This window comes from Chryseobacterium sp. Leaf405 (genome assembly GCF_001425355.1).
Classification (GTDB): Bacteria; Bacteroidota; Bacteroidia; order Flavobacteriales; family Weeksellaceae; genus Chryseobacterium.
This window is the reverse complement of the sequence record NZ_LMQN01000004.1, coordinates 17,220-33,397: the sequence shown is the minus strand read 5'-3', so window position 1 is coordinate 33,397 and position 16,178 is coordinate 17,220. Positions and strand designations below refer to the sequence as shown.

Below are 16,178 nucleotides of genomic sequence, written 5' to 3'. Positions count from 1 at the left end.
GGCGGCGGCTTTACCGCCGCCGAAACCAAAAAAAAAATGAATGCGACAGCATTAAATAATTCAAAAGAAATCCCACAGAATCAATCTGCGGGAATATATTTTAAAAGTATTCAATTAAAAATTATTTCTAGACAGTCGGCAAATTCCCTGCTGCTTTCTGTGCTTTTTTATAAGTGTAAGCACACATTAGGATACTGAATTCATACAGTAAAAGCAATGGCATTGCAGCCATAATCATACTCAAAACATCGGCTGGAGTAATAATTGCTGCCACAACCATGATCAAAACAATCGCATGACGGCGGTAGGTTCTCATAAAAGTCGGATTTAAAATCCCGATGGAAGTAAGGAAATAAATCAATACCGGAAAGAGGAAAATGGCTCCCATTCCCAAAACGACCTGTAAAAATAATGTCGTGTAATCACTAAGGTCATAAAGCGGAACGATAATATCTGAGATCTTAAAAATAACCCCAAAGTTAACGGCAAACGGAAGAATAAGATAATATCCGCATAACACACCGGTCATAAATAAAATCCATACCGCATTAATGATAAAGATCGAATTTTTTCTTTCTTTTGGATGCAATGCAGGACCGATAAATCGCCAAAGTTCCCAAACAATATAAGGAAATGCACCCACCATACCCCCAAAAATGGAAACAGCCATCATTACATTAAACTGCTGATAGAGCTTACTGGCACGCACCGGAAAATCTTTCGGAAGATGAATGCTGTCTTCCCCTAAAATCAGTCGTGAAAAGTGATTAACAAGTTTAAACGTCGGAAAATCATTTCTCGTTGGACCAAAAAAGATGTGATCCATAATCCAGTTGATATTAAAGCCGACAATAAATGCCGCAACCACAATAGCAAGAATCGAGCGGATGAGATGGCCTCTTAATTCCCCAATATGCCCAAGGAAGGACATGTCTTTAGCATCACTCACAGAATATTTATTTTAAGGCTCAAATTTATGAAAAAAGTTTCAGTAAAGCGGGACGTTATGATGAGGAAGTTTAATAATCAATATCGTAAGTTCTCTGTTCTATTTTCAGATCCGTTAATAGTTCTTCTGCTATTCTGTTGATTTCTTTCCAATGTGCATTGTCGTTAAGGTTTATGGTTTCAAAAAGCCAGTCGTTATCAGGTATTAAAGATATGGTTTGCTTTAAAGCCAATAACTTATGTCTTAGATTTTCTTCGATGAGTTGAGTTCTGAACAGGCATTCAAACCAATTTCCTTCAAAAATATCATCAAAATCTTCTTTCAAACTTCGTATACAGGCTACTTCATAAGGAACAGAGCCAAATTGATCAGGATTATAAGTACAGAAAATTAAAGTCTTTATTAAAAGCTCAAAGTGATCATCGCAATATTGGTCATAATTTTCTTCATTATTAATTTTTTCCTCCTGCAAAAAGTGCCCCTGAACAGGAGATGATTCCGACTGTTTATCTAAAAATTTTTTAAGGAGAAAAATGAAAATAATGATGATGTAAACAACCGCCATATCATCGAAAGTTAATTGATACCTTCATCAAGCAGCTTATGAAGATCAATAATTCCGAAATATTTTCCGTTTTCTGTTACGATAAGCTGCCCGATGTTGTTTTCTTTTAAAACTTTCATAGCATCTTTTGCCAGAGCTGTTTTCTCAATCGTTTTTGGATTGGCAGACATAATATCTTTTGCTAAAACTTTAGAAATATCGTCACCTTTCATCAGCATTCTCCTCAAATCTCCGTCTGTAATTACACCGATAATTTCATTTTCTTGAGTTACCACCGTGATTCCGTGTCGTGAACTGCTGATCGAAATAATAACATCTTTCACCGTTTCATTTTCCGTTACCTGAGGTTTTTGTGAAGAAACAAAATCATCAACTTTGGAAATTAAATTTTTACCTAAACTTCCACCCGGATGAAATTTTGCAAAATCATTTGCCTGAAAATTATTTATTTCCATTAAAGTAATTGCCAAAGCATCTCCCAGCGCCATTTGTAAAGTGGTGGAACTTGTCGGGGCCAATTTATTTGGGCAGGCTTCCATATCCACATGAGTATCTAAAATAACTTCAGAATATTCGGCAAGTTTGCTTGATTTATTTCCGGTCATTCCGATTAATGCGGAAGAATAATCTTTTAAATAAGGAAGAAGGTTTACAATTTCCGCAGAGTTTCCCGAATTGGAAATACACAATACAATATCCTGTTTCTGGATAACGCCAAGATCACCATGGATAGCTTCCGAAGCATGAAGAAATTGTGATGGAGTACCCGTAGAATTAAGGGTTGCCACGATTTTATTTCCTACATGAGCCGATTTTCCAATTCCTACTACAATAAGCTTTCCTTTTGCAGCATGAATAATCTCAACAGCTTTGACAAAATCATCATTAATTCTGTTTTTTAATTTTTCAAGTTCTGAAATTTCTATTTCTAAAGTAGTTTTTGCTATTGAAATAATATTGGCTTTTTCCATTTTTACTTTAATAAAAAATATAAAATAATGCCGTAAAAGCATTATGTTTTAAAGAATCTTTTAATACAAATTTTGCTAATATAAATTTGTTTACTTTTATGTTAAGCAGAAATTTATTATCTTTGGGTTAGATGCAAATTTAGCAATAGAAAATTAGATGAGCGCAAAAAATGCCAATTTATCAGGCGAGTTGAAAAAATACTTCGGTTTTTCCACTTTTAAAGGTCAGCAAGAACAAATTATAGAAAATCTTTTAAATGGTAAAGATATATTTGTTTTAATGCCCACGGGCGGTGGAAAATCCTTGTGTTACCAGCTTCCGGCACTTATTTCGGAAGGTACGGCAATTGTAGTTTCACCCCTAATAGCGTTAATGAAGAATCAGGTAGATGCGGTAAACGGTCTTTCATCTGAGGACGGGGTAGCGCATGTTTTAAATTCATCATTAAATAAAACGCAGACCAAACAGGTTTTCGATGATATCAAGAGTGGTAAAACCAAACTATTATATGTAGCTCCGGAATCTTTAATTAAAGAAGATTATCTGGAATTTTTAAAAGATGTAAAGATTTCTTTCGTGGCTATCGACGAGGCTCACTGTATTTCAGAATGGGGACACGATTTCCGCCCGGAATACAGAAATTTAAAATCAATCATTGACAGAATTGCAGATGTTCCCGTTATTGCTTTAACGGCAACTGCAACGCCTAAAGTTCAGGATGATATCCAGAAAACTTTGGGAATGGTCAATGCATTAGTTTTTAAGGAAAGTTTCAACAGGGCAAACCTTTATTATGAAGTGCGTCCGAAAGTAAATGTCGATAGAGAAATTGTAAAATTTATCAATCAACATAAAGGGAAATCCGGGATTGTATATTGTTTGAGCCGAAGAAAAGTTGAAGAATTTGCTCAGCTTTTGCAGGTAAATGGAGTGAATGCACTTCCGTATCATGCAGGACTTGATCAGAAAGTGAGAGTTGCCAATCAGGATAAATTCTTGATGGAAGATGCCGATGTTATTGTCGCAACGATTGCATTTGGAATGGGAATCGATAAACCTGATGTACGTTTCGTAATTCACTATGATTTCCCGAAATCCTTGGAGAGCTATTATCAGGAAACAGGACGTGCTGGGCGTGATGGAGGAGAAGGTCACTGCTTAGCTTTTTATGACCCAAAGGATATTGAAAAATTAGAGAAATTTCTTGCTCAAAAACCTGTTTCTGAAAGAGAAATCGGTTTGCAGTTATTGAATGAAGTGGTTGGCTATGCCGAAACTTCAATGAGCAGAAGACAGTATATTTTATATTATTTTGGTGAAAATTTTGATCCCGAAAAAGGGGACGGCGCAAAAATGTGCGACAATGCATCAAATCCGCCAAAATTGAAAGATGCAACCGATGATTTGAAAAAAGCTCTGGAACTGATCAAAGAAACCGGAGAAAAATTTAAGTCTAAAGATTTGATTTCCGTTATTATGGGGAAAGAAAATGCAGTGACAAAGTCTTATAAATTAGAACAGACTTCTTATTTTGGTTTTGGAAAAGAGGAAACGGATAATCATTGGAAAACTATTTTAAGACAGGCAACTGTTCAGAATTTCCTTCAAAAAGATATTGAAACATATGGCGTTTTAAAAATTTCCGAAAAAGGCAGATTAGCTTTGAATGGTAAGTTTGAACATTCATTCATGATTGCTGAAGACAGGGAGTTTGATCTTTCTCAGACTAAAGCTGAAAGCGATCAGGTTCAAATGCAGTCAGCAGGCGGTTTGGATCAGAATCTTTTTGCTTTGTTAAAAGAATTACAGAAAAAAGTAGCCAAAAAGCACGGAATTCCGCCTTACACGGTTTTCATGGAACCGAGTTTGGAAGATATGACGGTTCAATATCCTATCACGGTTGAAGAAATTGCAAAAATCTACGGAGTCGGAGAAGGAAAAGCTAAAAAATACGGTAAGGAATTCGCCGATTTTATCAGTAAATATGTAGAAGAGAATAATATCGAACGTACTCAGGATATGGTGATGAAACAGGTGGCAAATAAATCAAGCCATAAAGTTTTCATCATTCAGAGTACGGATAAGAAGATTGACCTTGAAGATATTGCAAGAGCCAAAAACATTTCAATGGATGAATTGTTGAAAGAAATGGAACGCATTGTTTATCAAGGAACTAAATTGAATATAGATTATTATATCGAAGATAATTTTGACGAAGATATTGTAGACGGATTCATGGAATTTATGACCGAATCTGAAAGCGACAGTATGAAAGTATTATTGGATGAGTTTGGAGACGAATTATCCGATGAAGAGGTAAGAATGCTGAGAATAAAATTCATCAGCGACGTTGCAAATTAAAATGATTTTAAATAATAACGAAATAATATTGAAAGAAATTCTTCCTCGGAAGAGTTTCTTTTTTAATATGACTGAGAAATTAAGAATTATATTTTCAGTTTTTTATTTAGCAATTTCCATATTTTTTGTAATAAATATTCTAAATTCTGATTTTGGGCTATTTCCAATTATTGGAATGGTAATTTTTGCTACTGCAATATATATTACTTTTGGCAGATGGATTTTAAAATATATTAAACTTAAGAATAATTGTTACCTGATAACAAATCAAAGGATTATTGTTGCTAAAAAAGGAAGTGGAAAAATTATAAAGTTTAGAGAATTGAACGAAATCAACCAAGTTACAGCAGAGATGAATGGTAATTTTTTTGGAAATATAATCTTTGGAGAACCCGAAAATATTTTTGGAAAAAATGATGAAGCATTTTCATTGTTAAAAACGAGAGGGAATGAATTTCAAAGAGGATAAATATGCTTTTTTAAATGTAGAAAATATTAACGAGATTCTTCCTATTTTTGAAGAGTTGGGTTTGAAGGTTAATAAAACTTTTTATTAACTTTACACTGATGAAAAAAATATCTGTCATATTTATTCTGCCGGATTTGGAAACCGGAGGAGCAGAAAGAATCGTTACTACCATTGCGAATCATCTTTCCCGAGATCGATTTGAACCTAAGATTTTGCTTTTACGTAAACGAGGCGGTTATTTAAACTTTCTTGAAAAAGATGTCGAAATTATTGATGTCAATACAGAACGAATCCGACATTCTTTAAAACCGATTTTAAGGGAAATCTACCGAAGAAAACCGGATATTGTATTTTCTGGTTTTGGAGAAGTAAATGCTTATCTCTCATTATTTATCAAACTTTTCCCGAAAACAAAATTTATTGCCAGAGAAACAAATGTCGTAACTCAGCACGTTACCCGAAAAGAGATAAAATTTTTCTATAATTTTTACAATAACTATCAGAGAATCATTGCACAAAGTGATGATATGAAGAAGGATTTGGTTGATAATTTCAGTATTAAACAAAGTAAAATTGTGAAGATCAATAATCCTGTAGATTTTGATTTTATTAATGCGAAATTAGAGACATCCATAAAACCCGAAAGTTTTAAATACAATTATAAAAATGTAGTTGCCGTCGGAAATTTATCTGCAAGAAAGGGTTTTGATAATTTACTGAAAGTTTTTTCCAGACTTAAAAATGAAAATATTATTCTTCACATTTTAGGAGATGGACAGGATCGTGAAATTCTTCATCAAATGAAAGATTTTCTTGGGTTAAAAAATGTTGTTTTTCATGGAAGACAGGAAAATCCGTATCAATTTTTGAAGTATGCAGACTTGTTTATTCTATCGTCGAGATATGAAGGTTTTCCGAATGTTTTATTGGAAGCAGGAGCTTGCGGAACGTATTCTTTAGCCAATAATTGTCCCGGAGGAATTAATGAAATTATTCAGGATGATACGAACGGTGAAATTGCAGATATTGAAAATCATGAAGATTTTGCACAGAAAATCATGAGTCTTCTGCATGAATCGTATAATAGAGAATCTATTCAGAATTCTATTAAATCGAGATTCTCAAAAAATATTATTTTAGATCAATATGAAAAGGTTTTGATTGATTTAATGTCAAAATAATTTTATATACTTTTCTTACCTTTGTCGCTAATAATTTTTATTTAGAAATCAAGATTCCATCAATGAATAAAGTCCAGAAAATAGGATGTGCCTGCGAAAAACCCGACTCAAATTATACCGAATACAGAAGTTCTGAATTAGGAATTGATCATACCAACGGAAGATATGCAGAAGTTAGCATTCAACAATGCAAATTATGCCAGAGAATATGGATTCATTATTTTGTTGAATTTGAAAGCTTTCCCAAATCAGGAAGATGGTACAAAGGAATCGTTTCTAAAAAAGACCGTTCACAAATAACGCCTGAAAATGCAGTGGAATTTTTGGAAAGTCTTGAGTGGTATGTTTATGGAGGTTCATATTTCGATAGTTCAGGAACTTTTGGACAGGGGAAATTGAATGTGGATTTATAATTAAAGACTTCTCTATTAAATTTGACAAATCTCACTTTCTCACGTGGTAATTAATCGTTAAATTTGTAATAATTAAGAAAGATAAATAATAAAAACTATAAAGTAAAATGAGTCAATTCGATGTTACCGTAATCGGTTCCGGTCCTGGTGGTTATGTTGCTGCAATTCGTGCTGCACAATTAGGTTTCACAGTAGCCATTATTGAAAAATATCCAACTTTAGGAGGAACTTGCCTTAACGTGGGATGTATTCCGTCAAAAGCGCTTTTAGACAGTTCTGAGCATTTTGAGAATGCAAAACACAATTTTGCAGGTCACGGAATCATTATCAACGAGCCTCAGGCTGATATCGCAAGAATGATCGAGCGTAAAAATGAGGTAGTAAAACAAAATACAGACGGAATCAATTATCTGATGAACAAAAACAAAATTACTGTTTTTGAAGGTGTTGGAAGTTTTGAATCTGCTACTCAGATTAAAGTTACTAAAAACGACGGTTCTACAGAAACGATCGATTCTAAATATACAATCATTGCAACGGGTTCTAAACCAACTACTTTACCTTTCATTACCCTAGATAAAGAAAGAGTAATTACTTCTACGGAAGCTTTAAATCTTAAAGAAATTCCTAAACATTTGGTAGTTATCGGTGGTGGAGTTATCGGTCTTGAATTAGGTTCAGTTTATTTGAGATTAGGAGCTCAGGTAACTGTGGTTGAGTTTATGGACAAAATTATTCCTACAATGGATGGAGCTTTAAGCAAGGAATTGACTAAAGTTCTTAAAAAACAAGGAATGAAATTCATGCTTTCTACAGCAGTTTCTGCAGTTGAAAGAAATGGAGATACTGTAAAAATCACTGCTAAAGATAAGAAAGGAGAAGAAGTAACCGTTGAAGGAGATTACTGTTTAGTTTCTGTAGGTAGAAAACCTTTCACAGACGGACTTGGATTGGAGAAAGCAGGGGTAGAACTTGACGAAAGAGGAAGAGTAAAAACAAACGATCACTTACAGACAAACGTTGCAAATATCTATGCAATCGGAGATGTTATCAAAGGGGCAATGTTGGCACACAAAGCTGAAGAAGAAGGAGTTTTTGTTGCTGAAACGTTGGCCGGACAAAAACCTCACGTTAATTACAACTTGATTCCTGGTGTTGTTTACACCTGGCCAGAAGTTGCAGGAGTTGGTAAAACTGAAGAGCAATTGAAAGAAGAAGGCGTAGCTTACAAAGTAGGTTCTTTCCCGATGAGAGCGTTAGGAAGAAGCCGTGCAAGTGGAGATGTTGACGGTTTGGTTAAAATTATCGCAGACGAAAAAACTGACGAAGTTTTAGGAATGCACATCGTGGGAGCGAGAGCTGCTGACCTTATCGCAGAAGGCGTAATTGCTATGGAATTCCGTGCAAGTGCTGAAGATATTGCAAGAAGTTCTCACGCTCACCCGACATATGCCGAAGCTATTAAAGAAGCTGCATTGGATGCTACAGGGAAGAGACCTATCCATATGTAATTTTATTAAAATTTCAAAATTAAAGATATAAAGAGAAATCAGTTTTGGTTTCTCTTTTTTTGCGAATAAAAATGGACAGCGATATTTAAAAAAGATTACGAAAAATATAGTTGGTGATGCATTGATTTTGAAAGCAGCAAGAAAGAATTAATGGATTTTATTTCAAAATCTTAAATGAGAGGTCATAATCTTCTCTTTTTTATGATATGATTTTCAGTTTTGCAATTTCACTTTATATTTCCGTACCTTTGTCGACTAATTTTATCATCAATGCAACTCGGAAAAACTCAGACTTTAAAAATTTCAGAAAAAAATCATTCAGGATGGATCTTAACAGACGAAGCCGGAGAAAAGGCTTTTATGCCTAAAATTTTCGCTCAGGATGATAAGGAAATTGATGATGAAATTGAAGTTTTCGTTTACCAGGACGACAATAAATTAAAGGCAACTACAGAAATTCCATTGGCTGAGGTGGATGAATTTGCCGTGATGAGCTGTGTTCAAAGTCTTCCTAGCGGTGCTTTTATGGATTGGGGAATTATCAAAGATCTATTTATCCCTTACAAACAGCAGAAGTCAAAAATCATTGAAGGAAAAAGATATTTGGTTCATCTGTATGTCGATGAAACTTTAGATTTAATTACCGGAACGACAAAGTTCAAAAGAAATCCACAATATGAAAATCTGCCTTTCCAGAAAGGTGATAAAGTTGATTTGATTATCATGAATGAAAGCGAATTGGGCTGGAATGTGGTCATCAACAAAAAATATATAGGATTAATTTATACTTCCGATGTTTTCAAAAAATTGTATCCTTTATCTGAAGAAGGCGGTTATATTAAGGATATTCGTGAAGATGGTAAAATAGACGTATCCTTACAACCCGAAGGTTTTGAAAATATTGATGAGTTTAAACAGAAAATTCTTGATAAGCTGGAAGAAAACTACGGATTGCTTCATCTTTCTGACAAATCTTCACCGGAAGAAATTAAAGATGAAGTTCAGATGAGTAAAAAGAACTTCAAAAAGGCAGTTGGTGGACTGTATAAAGATAAAATCATCGATATTTTAGAAGGTAAAATTCGATTGTTATAATAAAAAACGGAGCAGAAATTTCTGCTCCGTTTTTTTATTCTCTTAAATAAGTAATTTTAAATACTGTTCCTTCAATAAAGAGTTTAGGATTTACTTGATTTTTCTACTCAATTTTTGAACAAGTCTTTGTTCAAACCTCTCTATATGCAATAATTAACGGATAGCAATTTTTTCAAATTCTGCAAAAACCTGATGCATATCATACAATTTTGTTTAATTATTTTGTTTAACAATTTTGTCAAAACGATTGATTGATTTATATTTGCACAAAATTGTTTAACAAAAATGTCAAAACAAGAAAAAAAAGACCAAACGCAGGAACTAATAAAAGAGACTGCAAAGAATTTATTCTTTGTAAAAGGGAAGTTTAGCGCTACAACTCAGGAGATTGCTGATGAAGCCGGTGTTAACAGAACATTGATTAATTATTATTTCCGATCAAGAGATAATTTGATCCAGATAATTTTTGATGAAGCACATCGGGTAGAAAAAGAAAAATCTGAAATTATTATGAATTCCGATCTGCCTTTTAAAGAAAAAATCGGGCAGTTCATAGAAGGAAGCTTGTCGACAAGTCTACAGTATCCTTACTTAGAAACGTATATCGTAACCCAGATCAACAAAGGAAACTGCCATAAAAGAGACATTGAAGAAAATGAACTCAATAAAATGTACAGTGATATACAAAAGGAAATGGAATTAGGAAATATAGAACCCATGAAACCAATTCAATTTGTGCTGAATATGGTTTCTTTATTGGTTTTTCCGAGTGCTGTAAGACCTCTATTAATGGAAAATCTGATGATAGACGAAGAAGAATTTGACAAGATTATTTCTGAAAGAAAAAGCATCATTTTAAATATGCTGTTTAAAAATTAAAAAAATGTTAAAGTATTTTAAGAAATGATTCGTCATTTAAAAATAATAACATAGGAGACAAAAAACTACATTAAAAAAATAAACGAAGTATAAGATTATGAAAAGAAAACGTATAACTGCAAATAAGCTAAAAATTGGGATAGCGGCTGCATTTATGATTTTCGGTTTTTCATCAGTGTCTGCGCAACAGCAGGTTTCTCTTCAGGAAGCCATCAAACAGGCACTTCAGAATAAAGCAGAAGCCAAAAAAGCTGCTTTACAGATCAAAAAAGCCGAATATAAAATTGATGAAGCCAGAGCCGGTGCTTTACCGCAGATTAGTGCTACGGCGGGTGTAACTTACAATCCGATTATTCAGGAGTCATTGCTTGAATTTGGAGGAGAGAAAATCAGAGCTCAGTTGGGGCAACCTTGGAGCTCAACTGCTTCTGTACAGGTTCAACAGGCGATTTTTGACCAAAGAGTTTTTACAGGTCTTAAAGCTGCAAAATCAACAAGAGAATTTTATGTGTTAAATGCTCAACTTACGAACGAACAGATTATCGAAAATGTCGCAACAGCTTATTATCAGGTGTTTGTACAGGAAGAAAATCTGAAAACGGTAGAAGCAAGTTATGTTAATACAGAGAAAACCAGAAATGTAATCAAAAGTTTGGTTGATAACGGGTTGGCAAAAGCTATCGACTTAGACAGAACAAATGTTCAGTTAACCAACATCGGTTCAAATAAACAATCTTTAATTAACTCAGTTGAACTTTCAAAAAATGCGTTGAAGTTTTATATGGGAATTCCTATTTCTACGGAAATTCAGCTTGAAGAGAAAACAATCGAGCCTAAACCTGAATTAATTGCGAGCACTGTAAACTTAGATGAACGTACGGAAGTAAAAGTTTTAAATAAAAACAGAGAGCTTTTAGTATTCAATAAAAAAGCAACAGAAGCATATTTGTATCCTACGGTAAATTTGGTGGCAAATTACGGTTGGGGTGCAACAGGAGCAAAATTCCCTTTAACTAATGGACTTAAAAATGGAGTTCTTTGGAGTGATTATTCAGCAATTGGTTTAAATGTAAATATTCCGATTTTTACTGGAGGAGCTACAAAAGCGAAGATCAATCAGGCAGAAATCGATATTCAGGATTTGGATCAGGATATTCAGAATACGCAGTTGACTTTAAGCTTAGATTATAGAAATGCTATCACCAATATAGAAAATGCATTGATTAATATAGAAAGCATGAAAGACAATGTAGGATTGGCAGAAAGAGTACAGAAAAATACTCAATCCAATTATCAGTATGGTTTGGCAACGTTGACAGAAGTTTTGGATGCTGAAAATGCATTGACACAGGCTAAACAGAATTATGCAAACGCACTATTGGATTACAAACAGGCTGAAATTAAGTTAATTAAAGCAAAAGGAGAATTAAACACACTACAAAACCCGTAATAAACTATGAAAAAGACTTTAATATATATCATCGTGGCAGCCGTGCTTGTCGGTTTGGCAGCATGGAAAATTGCTGATAATAAGAAAAAACAGCAAACAGAAGTAAAAGAAGTTGCCAAGCAGGTTGATAAAATCAACGTAAATGTGGTAACAGTTGCAAGAGAAAATATTGATACTGATTATACAGCCAACGGAACTTTCCTTCCAAAACAAGAAATGCAGCAATCTTCTGAAATTGCAGGACGTATCGTAAGCGTTTTGGTGAAAGAGGGTTCAAGAGTATCTGCAGGTCAGACATTGGCAACGATTAAAAGAGATGCCATTGAGGTAGACGTTACGCAGGCTCAAAACAATTTACAGAATGCGATCAGTGATAATCAACGTTATGAAAATGCTTTCAAAACCGGAGGTGTTACCAAACAGCAGGTAGATAATTCAAGATTACAGTTAAAAAATGCGCAGGCAGCGGTAAGAGCTCAGGGTGTAAGAGTAAATGATACAAGCATCCGTGCGGGAATCAGTGGGACAATCAACAAAAAAATGGTTGAACCGGGAACTGTGGTTTCTATAGGAACAGCAATGTTTGAAATTGTTAATATTAACAGTTTAAAACTTTCAGTTTTGGTTGACGAAAGTCAGATTGGTAGAATTGCATTAGGACAAGAAGTGCCAATTAACGTAAATGTTTTACCAGATGATTCTTTCAGCGGAAGAATTACATTTATTGCACCTAAAAGTGATGCTTCTTTAAATTTCCCTGTGGAAATTGAAGTTCAGAACAAAGGAAACTTAAAGGCAGGGATGTATGCAACGGCAACGTTTAAAACCAATAACGGTGCTGAAACTCAGAATATGTTAACCGTTCCTGCGGAAGCTTTCGTAAATGGGGTAAGTTCAGGACAGTTATTTATTGTAAGCAACGGAACTGCTAAATTAATTAAAGTTCAGACCGGAAAAGTATACGGTGATAAAGTTCAGATCTTAAGCGGATTGAACGGAGGCGAACAGGTAATTACCAGCGGACAGATCAACCTTGATAACGGATCAAAAATCAATATCGTAAAGTAAGAGAAGATGAAGTTAGCAGAAATAGCCATTAAAAGACCATCCCTCGTTATCGTATTATTTACGATTCTTACGCTGGGAGGTTTACTAAGTTACTCCATGATGGGGTACGAATTGATTCCGAAGTTTGAAACAAACATGGTAACGATTTCTACGGTATATCCGGGAGCTTCACCTGCTGAGGTGGAAACTTCGGTAACCAGAAAAATTGAAGATGCCGTTGGTTCTTTGGAAAACGTAAAAAAAGTAGAATCTTCATCTTACGAAAGCTTATCGGTAATCATGGTTCAGCTGAACACCGGTGCCGATGTAAACTATGCATTGAATGATGCTCAAAGAAAGGTAAATGCTATTTTGGCAGACCTTCCTGATGATGCAGATCCGCCATCATTACAGAAATTCTCATTGGATGATTTACCGATCATGACGTTGAGTATTTCCAGTAATAAGCTGAATAATAAAGATCTTTATGACCTTTTAGATAAGAAAATAGAACCGATCTTTTCCCGTGTAAACGGTGTGGCTCAGGTTACGCTTGTGGGTGGACAGGAAAGAGAAATTCAGGTGAGTTTAGATGAAAAGAAAATGCAGGGGTATGGTCTTGCGATTGCAGATGTACAGCAGGCGATTCTTTCTTCCAACTTAGATTTCCCGACGGGAGCTTTGAAGACAAGAACTTCAAGATCTACGATCAGACTTTCCGGAAAGTACAGAAATGTTGAAGAAATGAACAATCTTGTGGTTTCCAATAAAGATGGAGCTCAGGTTCGTTTGTCTGATGTTGCAACGGTTTTCGATACACAAAAAGATACTGAAAAAGTAGCAAGATACAACCAGAATTCAACGATTTTACTTCAGGTAAAAAAACAATCTGATGCCAATGCAGTGTCGGTTTCAGAATTGGTTCAGAAAACAATCGGTCAGGTTCAGGATAATTATAAAACTCAGGGGGTTAAAATCAATATTGTAGATGATACAACAGATTTTACGCTTGAAGCGGCAGACCACGTAATTTTCGATTTATTTTTAGCGATTATTTTGGTAGCAGTCGTAATGTTATTGTTCCTTCACAACATCAGAAATGCATTTATTGTTATGGTTTCAATCCCGATGTCGCTGATTGCAACCGTAATCGGAATGTATCTTATGGGATATACCTTAAACTTAATGAGTTTATTGGGACTTTCATTGGTAGTAGGTATCCTTGTAGATGATGCGATTGTGGTATTGGAAAACGTATACCGTCACATGGAAATGGGTAAAAGTAGAATTCGTGCAGCATACGATGGTGCTTCAGAAATTGGATTTACCGTAACGGCAATTACATTGGTAATCGTGGTGGTATTCTTACCGATTGCGATGAGTTCAGGTTTGGTGGCTGATATCTTGGCACAATTCTGTGTCACGGTAGTTATTGCGACAATGTTCTCGTTATTGGCATCATTTACGATTATTCCTTGGTTATCTTCAAGATTTGGAAAGTTGGTGCATTTAACAGGAAAAAATCCTTTCGAAAAATTTATCCTTTGGTTTGAAAAGCAATTAGAGAAATTCACACACTGGATTACAGGAATTTTGGAATGGGCTCTAAAGTCAACGTTAAGAAGAGTAATGACTGTTATTGTAACATTTATTATTTTAATTTCTTCTTTCATGTTGGTTGCATTCGGATTTATCGGTGGTGAATTCTTCCCTAAAATGGACAGGGGGCAGTTCCTTGTTCAGATGGAATTACCAAAAGATGCTTCTGTAGAAAAGACAAACCAAGTCACTCTTGCCGTTGAAAAATACCTCAGAAATGATAAGGATGTTGTAGATATGATTACAACGGTTGGTCAGCAGTCGTCAGGTTTCGGTGGAGCACAGGCAACGTTGTATCAGTCAGAAATTCAGGTGATTTTAGTTGATAAATCTGAACGTGCCGAAAGTACCGACATCAAATCAGCTAAAATCAAGAGAGCTTTAGAAGAGAAATTTACAGGCGTTGAATTTAAAACAGCACCTATCGGATTGATGGGAGCGGACAACGCACCAATTGAATTGGTAGTAACCGCTCAGGATAATGCAACAGCAAACAAAGAAGCGAACAGAATTCTTGAATTGCTTAAAAAAGTACCGGGTTCTGTAGATGCAGAGTTATCAACTGACTCTGGAAGTCCGGAAGTTCAGGTGAATATTGACAGAGATAAAATGGCTTCTTTAGGCTTAAATCTTTCTAATGTAGGACAAACGATGCAGACGGCATTCAGTGGAAATACAGACGGAAAATTCAGAGCCGGAGAATATGAATATGATATCAACATCCGTTTTGGTGATGCCAACAGACAATCTATTGATGATGTTAGAAACTTAATGTTTACTAATCCGAAAGGAGAGCAGGTAAGATTGAGCCAGTTTGCTGATGTAAAAATGGGTTCAGGACCAAGTTTATTGGAGCGTAGAGATAAGGCACCTTCTGTAAAGGTAAAATCTAAAGTGGTAGGTCGTCCTGTAGGAGATGTTGCCAACGAATGGGCAGCTCAGTTTATGGATAACGAAAAGACGAAGCCAGCCGGTGTATCTTACATTTGGAGTGGTGATATGGAAAACCAGACTGAAGGTTTCGGTACGTTAGGAATCGCATTATTGGCGGCTATCGTATTGGTTTATCTGGTAATGGTTTCGTTGTATGACTCGTTTGTTTATCCGTTTGTGGTATTATTCTCAATTCCATTGGCATTGATCGGGGTAATGGTAATTCTTGCCATCACCGGAAATTCACTGAACATCTTTACGATGTTGGGGATGATCATGTTGATTGGTCTGGTGGCGAAGAATGCAATTATGATTGTAGATTTTGCCAATATGAGAAAAGCAGCAGGTGCAAATACACACGACGCTTTGATTCAGGCCAACCATGCCCGTCTTCGTCCGATCTTGATGACAACCATTGCGATGATCTTCGGGATGATCCCAATTGCGATTGCAAAAGGAGCAGGAGCGGAGATGAACAACGGATTAGCTTGGGTAATCATTGGTGGTTTGACCTCATCACTATTCTTAACTTTAATTATTGTGCCGGTAGTATATTCACTATTTGATTCAATTTTAAGAAGAATGGGTAAAGGTGAAAAACCTGATTATGATGCTGAAATGAAAGCTGAGTATGAGCATAAAGAACTAAGTGAAGACGGTTACACGCCGAAACACGTAGACTAATATAACAACCTTTAATTAACCTAAAACCGTATCAGCAATGATGCGGTTTTTTTATTACATTGATATTTGT

At 35.2% G+C, this 16,178-nt stretch carries 13 protein-coding genes; 10 read left to right on the top strand and 3 right to left on the bottom strand.

Translation table 11 applies throughout. From position 1 onward, the window contains the following. Nucleotides 1-127: 127 nt before the first annotated feature. From tatC to ASG22_RS03945, 3 genes are all read right to left on the bottom strand, one after another. On the bottom strand, nucleotides 128-949 hold the full coding sequence (tatC, locus tag ASG22_RS03955) for a twin-arginine translocase subunit TatC (RefSeq protein ID WP_055980928.1): 822 nt from the start codon (nucleotides 947-949) through the stop codon (nucleotides 128-130). A 70-nt stretch (nucleotides 950-1,019) separates the two neighbouring features. Continuing rightward, nucleotides 1,020-1,514, bottom strand: coding sequence for a hypothetical protein (locus ASG22_RS03950; RefSeq protein ID WP_055980925.1), 495 nt, complete (start codon nucleotides 1,512-1,514; stop codon nucleotides 1,020-1,022). An 11-nt stretch (nucleotides 1,515-1,525) separates the two neighbouring features. Further along, nucleotides 1,526-2,485, bottom strand: a complete 960-nt coding sequence (locus ASG22_RS03945) for an SIS domain-containing protein (protein ID WP_055980922.1) — start codon at nucleotides 2,483-2,485, stop codon at nucleotides 1,526-1,528. A 157-nt stretch (nucleotides 2,486-2,642) separates the two neighbouring features. Between ASG22_RS03945 and recQ the strand changes: the two genes are divergently transcribed. From recQ to ASG22_RS03895, 10 genes are all read left to right on the top strand, one after another. Then, complete coding sequence (gene recQ / locus ASG22_RS03940; RefSeq protein ID WP_055980920.1) at nucleotides 2,643-4,847, top strand: DNA helicase RecQ; 2,205 nt, start codon at nucleotides 2,643-2,645, stop codon at nucleotides 4,845-4,847. A 67-nt stretch (nucleotides 4,848-4,914) separates the two neighbouring features. After that, the gene (locus ASG22_RS03935; RefSeq protein ID WP_131726142.1) at nucleotides 4,915-5,316 is read left to right on the top strand and encodes a hypothetical protein; all 402 of its coding nucleotides are present in this window, start codon (nucleotides 4,915-4,917) and stop codon (nucleotides 5,314-5,316) included. A gap of 98 nt (nucleotides 5,317-5,414) precedes the next feature. Further along, a complete protein-coding gene (locus tag ASG22_RS03930; protein ID WP_055980914.1) occupies nucleotides 5,415-6,497 on the top strand; it encodes a glycosyltransferase in 1,083 nt (360 codons plus the stop codon). 62 nt (nucleotides 6,498-6,559) lie between these two features. Beyond that, the gene (locus ASG22_RS03925; protein ID WP_055980911.1) at nucleotides 6,560-6,910 is read left to right on the top strand and encodes a hypothetical protein; all 351 of its coding nucleotides are present in this window, start codon (nucleotides 6,560-6,562) and stop codon (nucleotides 6,908-6,910) included. Nucleotides 6,911-7,017: 107 nt separating this feature from the next. After that, complete coding sequence (gene lpdA, locus ASG22_RS03920) at nucleotides 7,018-8,421, top strand: dihydrolipoyl dehydrogenase (protein ID WP_055980908.1); 1,404 nt, start codon at nucleotides 7,018-7,020, stop codon at nucleotides 8,419-8,421. A gap of 270 nt (nucleotides 8,422-8,691) precedes the next feature. Beyond that, nucleotides 8,692-9,516 (top strand): S1 RNA-binding domain-containing protein, encoded by an 825-nt coding sequence (locus tag ASG22_RS03915; RefSeq protein WP_055980905.1) that lies wholly within the window; start codon nucleotides 8,692-8,694, stop codon nucleotides 9,514-9,516. Nucleotides 9,517-9,801: 285 nt separating this feature from the next. Next, nucleotides 9,802-10,395, top strand: a complete 594-nt coding sequence (locus ASG22_RS03910; protein WP_055980902.1) for a TetR/AcrR family transcriptional regulator — start codon at nucleotides 9,802-9,804, stop codon at nucleotides 10,393-10,395. A 97-nt stretch (nucleotides 10,396-10,492) separates the two neighbouring features. Next, nucleotides 10,493-11,845: a TolC family protein gene (locus tag ASG22_RS03905; RefSeq protein ID WP_055980899.1), complete on the top strand. Its 1,353-nt coding sequence runs from the start codon at nucleotides 10,493-10,495 to the stop codon at nucleotides 11,843-11,845. A gap of 6 nt (nucleotides 11,846-11,851) precedes the next feature. Continuing rightward, a complete protein-coding gene (locus ASG22_RS03900; protein ID WP_055980895.1) occupies nucleotides 11,852-12,913 on the top strand; it encodes an efflux RND transporter periplasmic adaptor subunit in 1,062 nt (353 codons plus the stop codon). A gap of 6 nt (nucleotides 12,914-12,919) precedes the next feature. Beyond that, nucleotides 12,920-16,108: an efflux RND transporter permease subunit gene (locus tag ASG22_RS03895; protein ID WP_055980893.1), complete on the top strand. Its 3,189-nt coding sequence runs from the start codon at nucleotides 12,920-12,922 to the stop codon at nucleotides 16,106-16,108. The last annotated feature ends 70 nt before the right edge of the window (nucleotides 16,109-16,178 follow it).

What these genes read in the sequence shown, in the direction of transcription:
- ASG22_RS03910 (WP_055980902.1), top strand. Translation starts at nt 9,802, where the DNA reads ATGTCAAAACAAGAAAAAAAAGACCAAACGCAGGAACTAATAAAAGAG.
- ASG22_RS03950 (WP_055980925.1), bottom strand. Translation starts at nt 1,514, where the DNA reads ATGGCGGTTGTTTACATCATCATTATTTTCATTTTTCTCCTTAAAAAA.
- recQ (WP_055980920.1), top strand. Translation starts at nt 2,643, where the DNA reads ATGAGCGCAAAAAATGCCAATTTATCAGGCGAGTTGAAAAAATACTTC.
- ASG22_RS03915 (WP_055980905.1), top strand. Translation starts at nt 8,692, where the DNA reads ATGCAACTCGGAAAAACTCAGACTTTAAAAATTTCAGAAAAAAATCAT.
- ASG22_RS03900 (WP_055980895.1), top strand. Translation starts at nt 11,852, where the DNA reads ATGAAAAAGACTTTAATATATATCATCGTGGCAGCCGTGCTTGTCGGT.
- lpdA (WP_055980908.1), top strand. Translation starts at nt 7,018, where the DNA reads ATGAGTCAATTCGATGTTACCGTAATCGGTTCCGGTCCTGGTGGTTAT.
- ASG22_RS03905 (WP_055980899.1), top strand. Translation starts at nt 10,493, where the DNA reads ATGAAAAGAAAACGTATAACTGCAAATAAGCTAAAAATTGGGATAGCG.
- ASG22_RS03930 (WP_055980914.1), top strand. Translation starts at nt 5,415, where the DNA reads ATGAAAAAAATATCTGTCATATTTATTCTGCCGGATTTGGAAACCGGA.
- ASG22_RS03895 (WP_055980893.1), top strand. Translation starts at nt 12,920, where the DNA reads ATGAAGTTAGCAGAAATAGCCATTAAAAGACCATCCCTCGTTATCGTA.
- ASG22_RS03945 (WP_055980922.1), bottom strand. Translation starts at nt 2,485, where the DNA reads ATGGAAAAAGCCAATATTATTTCAATAGCAAAAACTACTTTAGAAATA.
- ASG22_RS03935 (WP_131726142.1), top strand. Translation starts at nt 4,915, where the DNA reads ATGACTGAGAAATTAAGAATTATATTTTCAGTTTTTTATTTAGCAATT.
- ASG22_RS03925 (WP_055980911.1), top strand. Translation starts at nt 6,560, where the DNA reads ATGAATAAAGTCCAGAAAATAGGATGTGCCTGCGAAAAACCCGACTCA.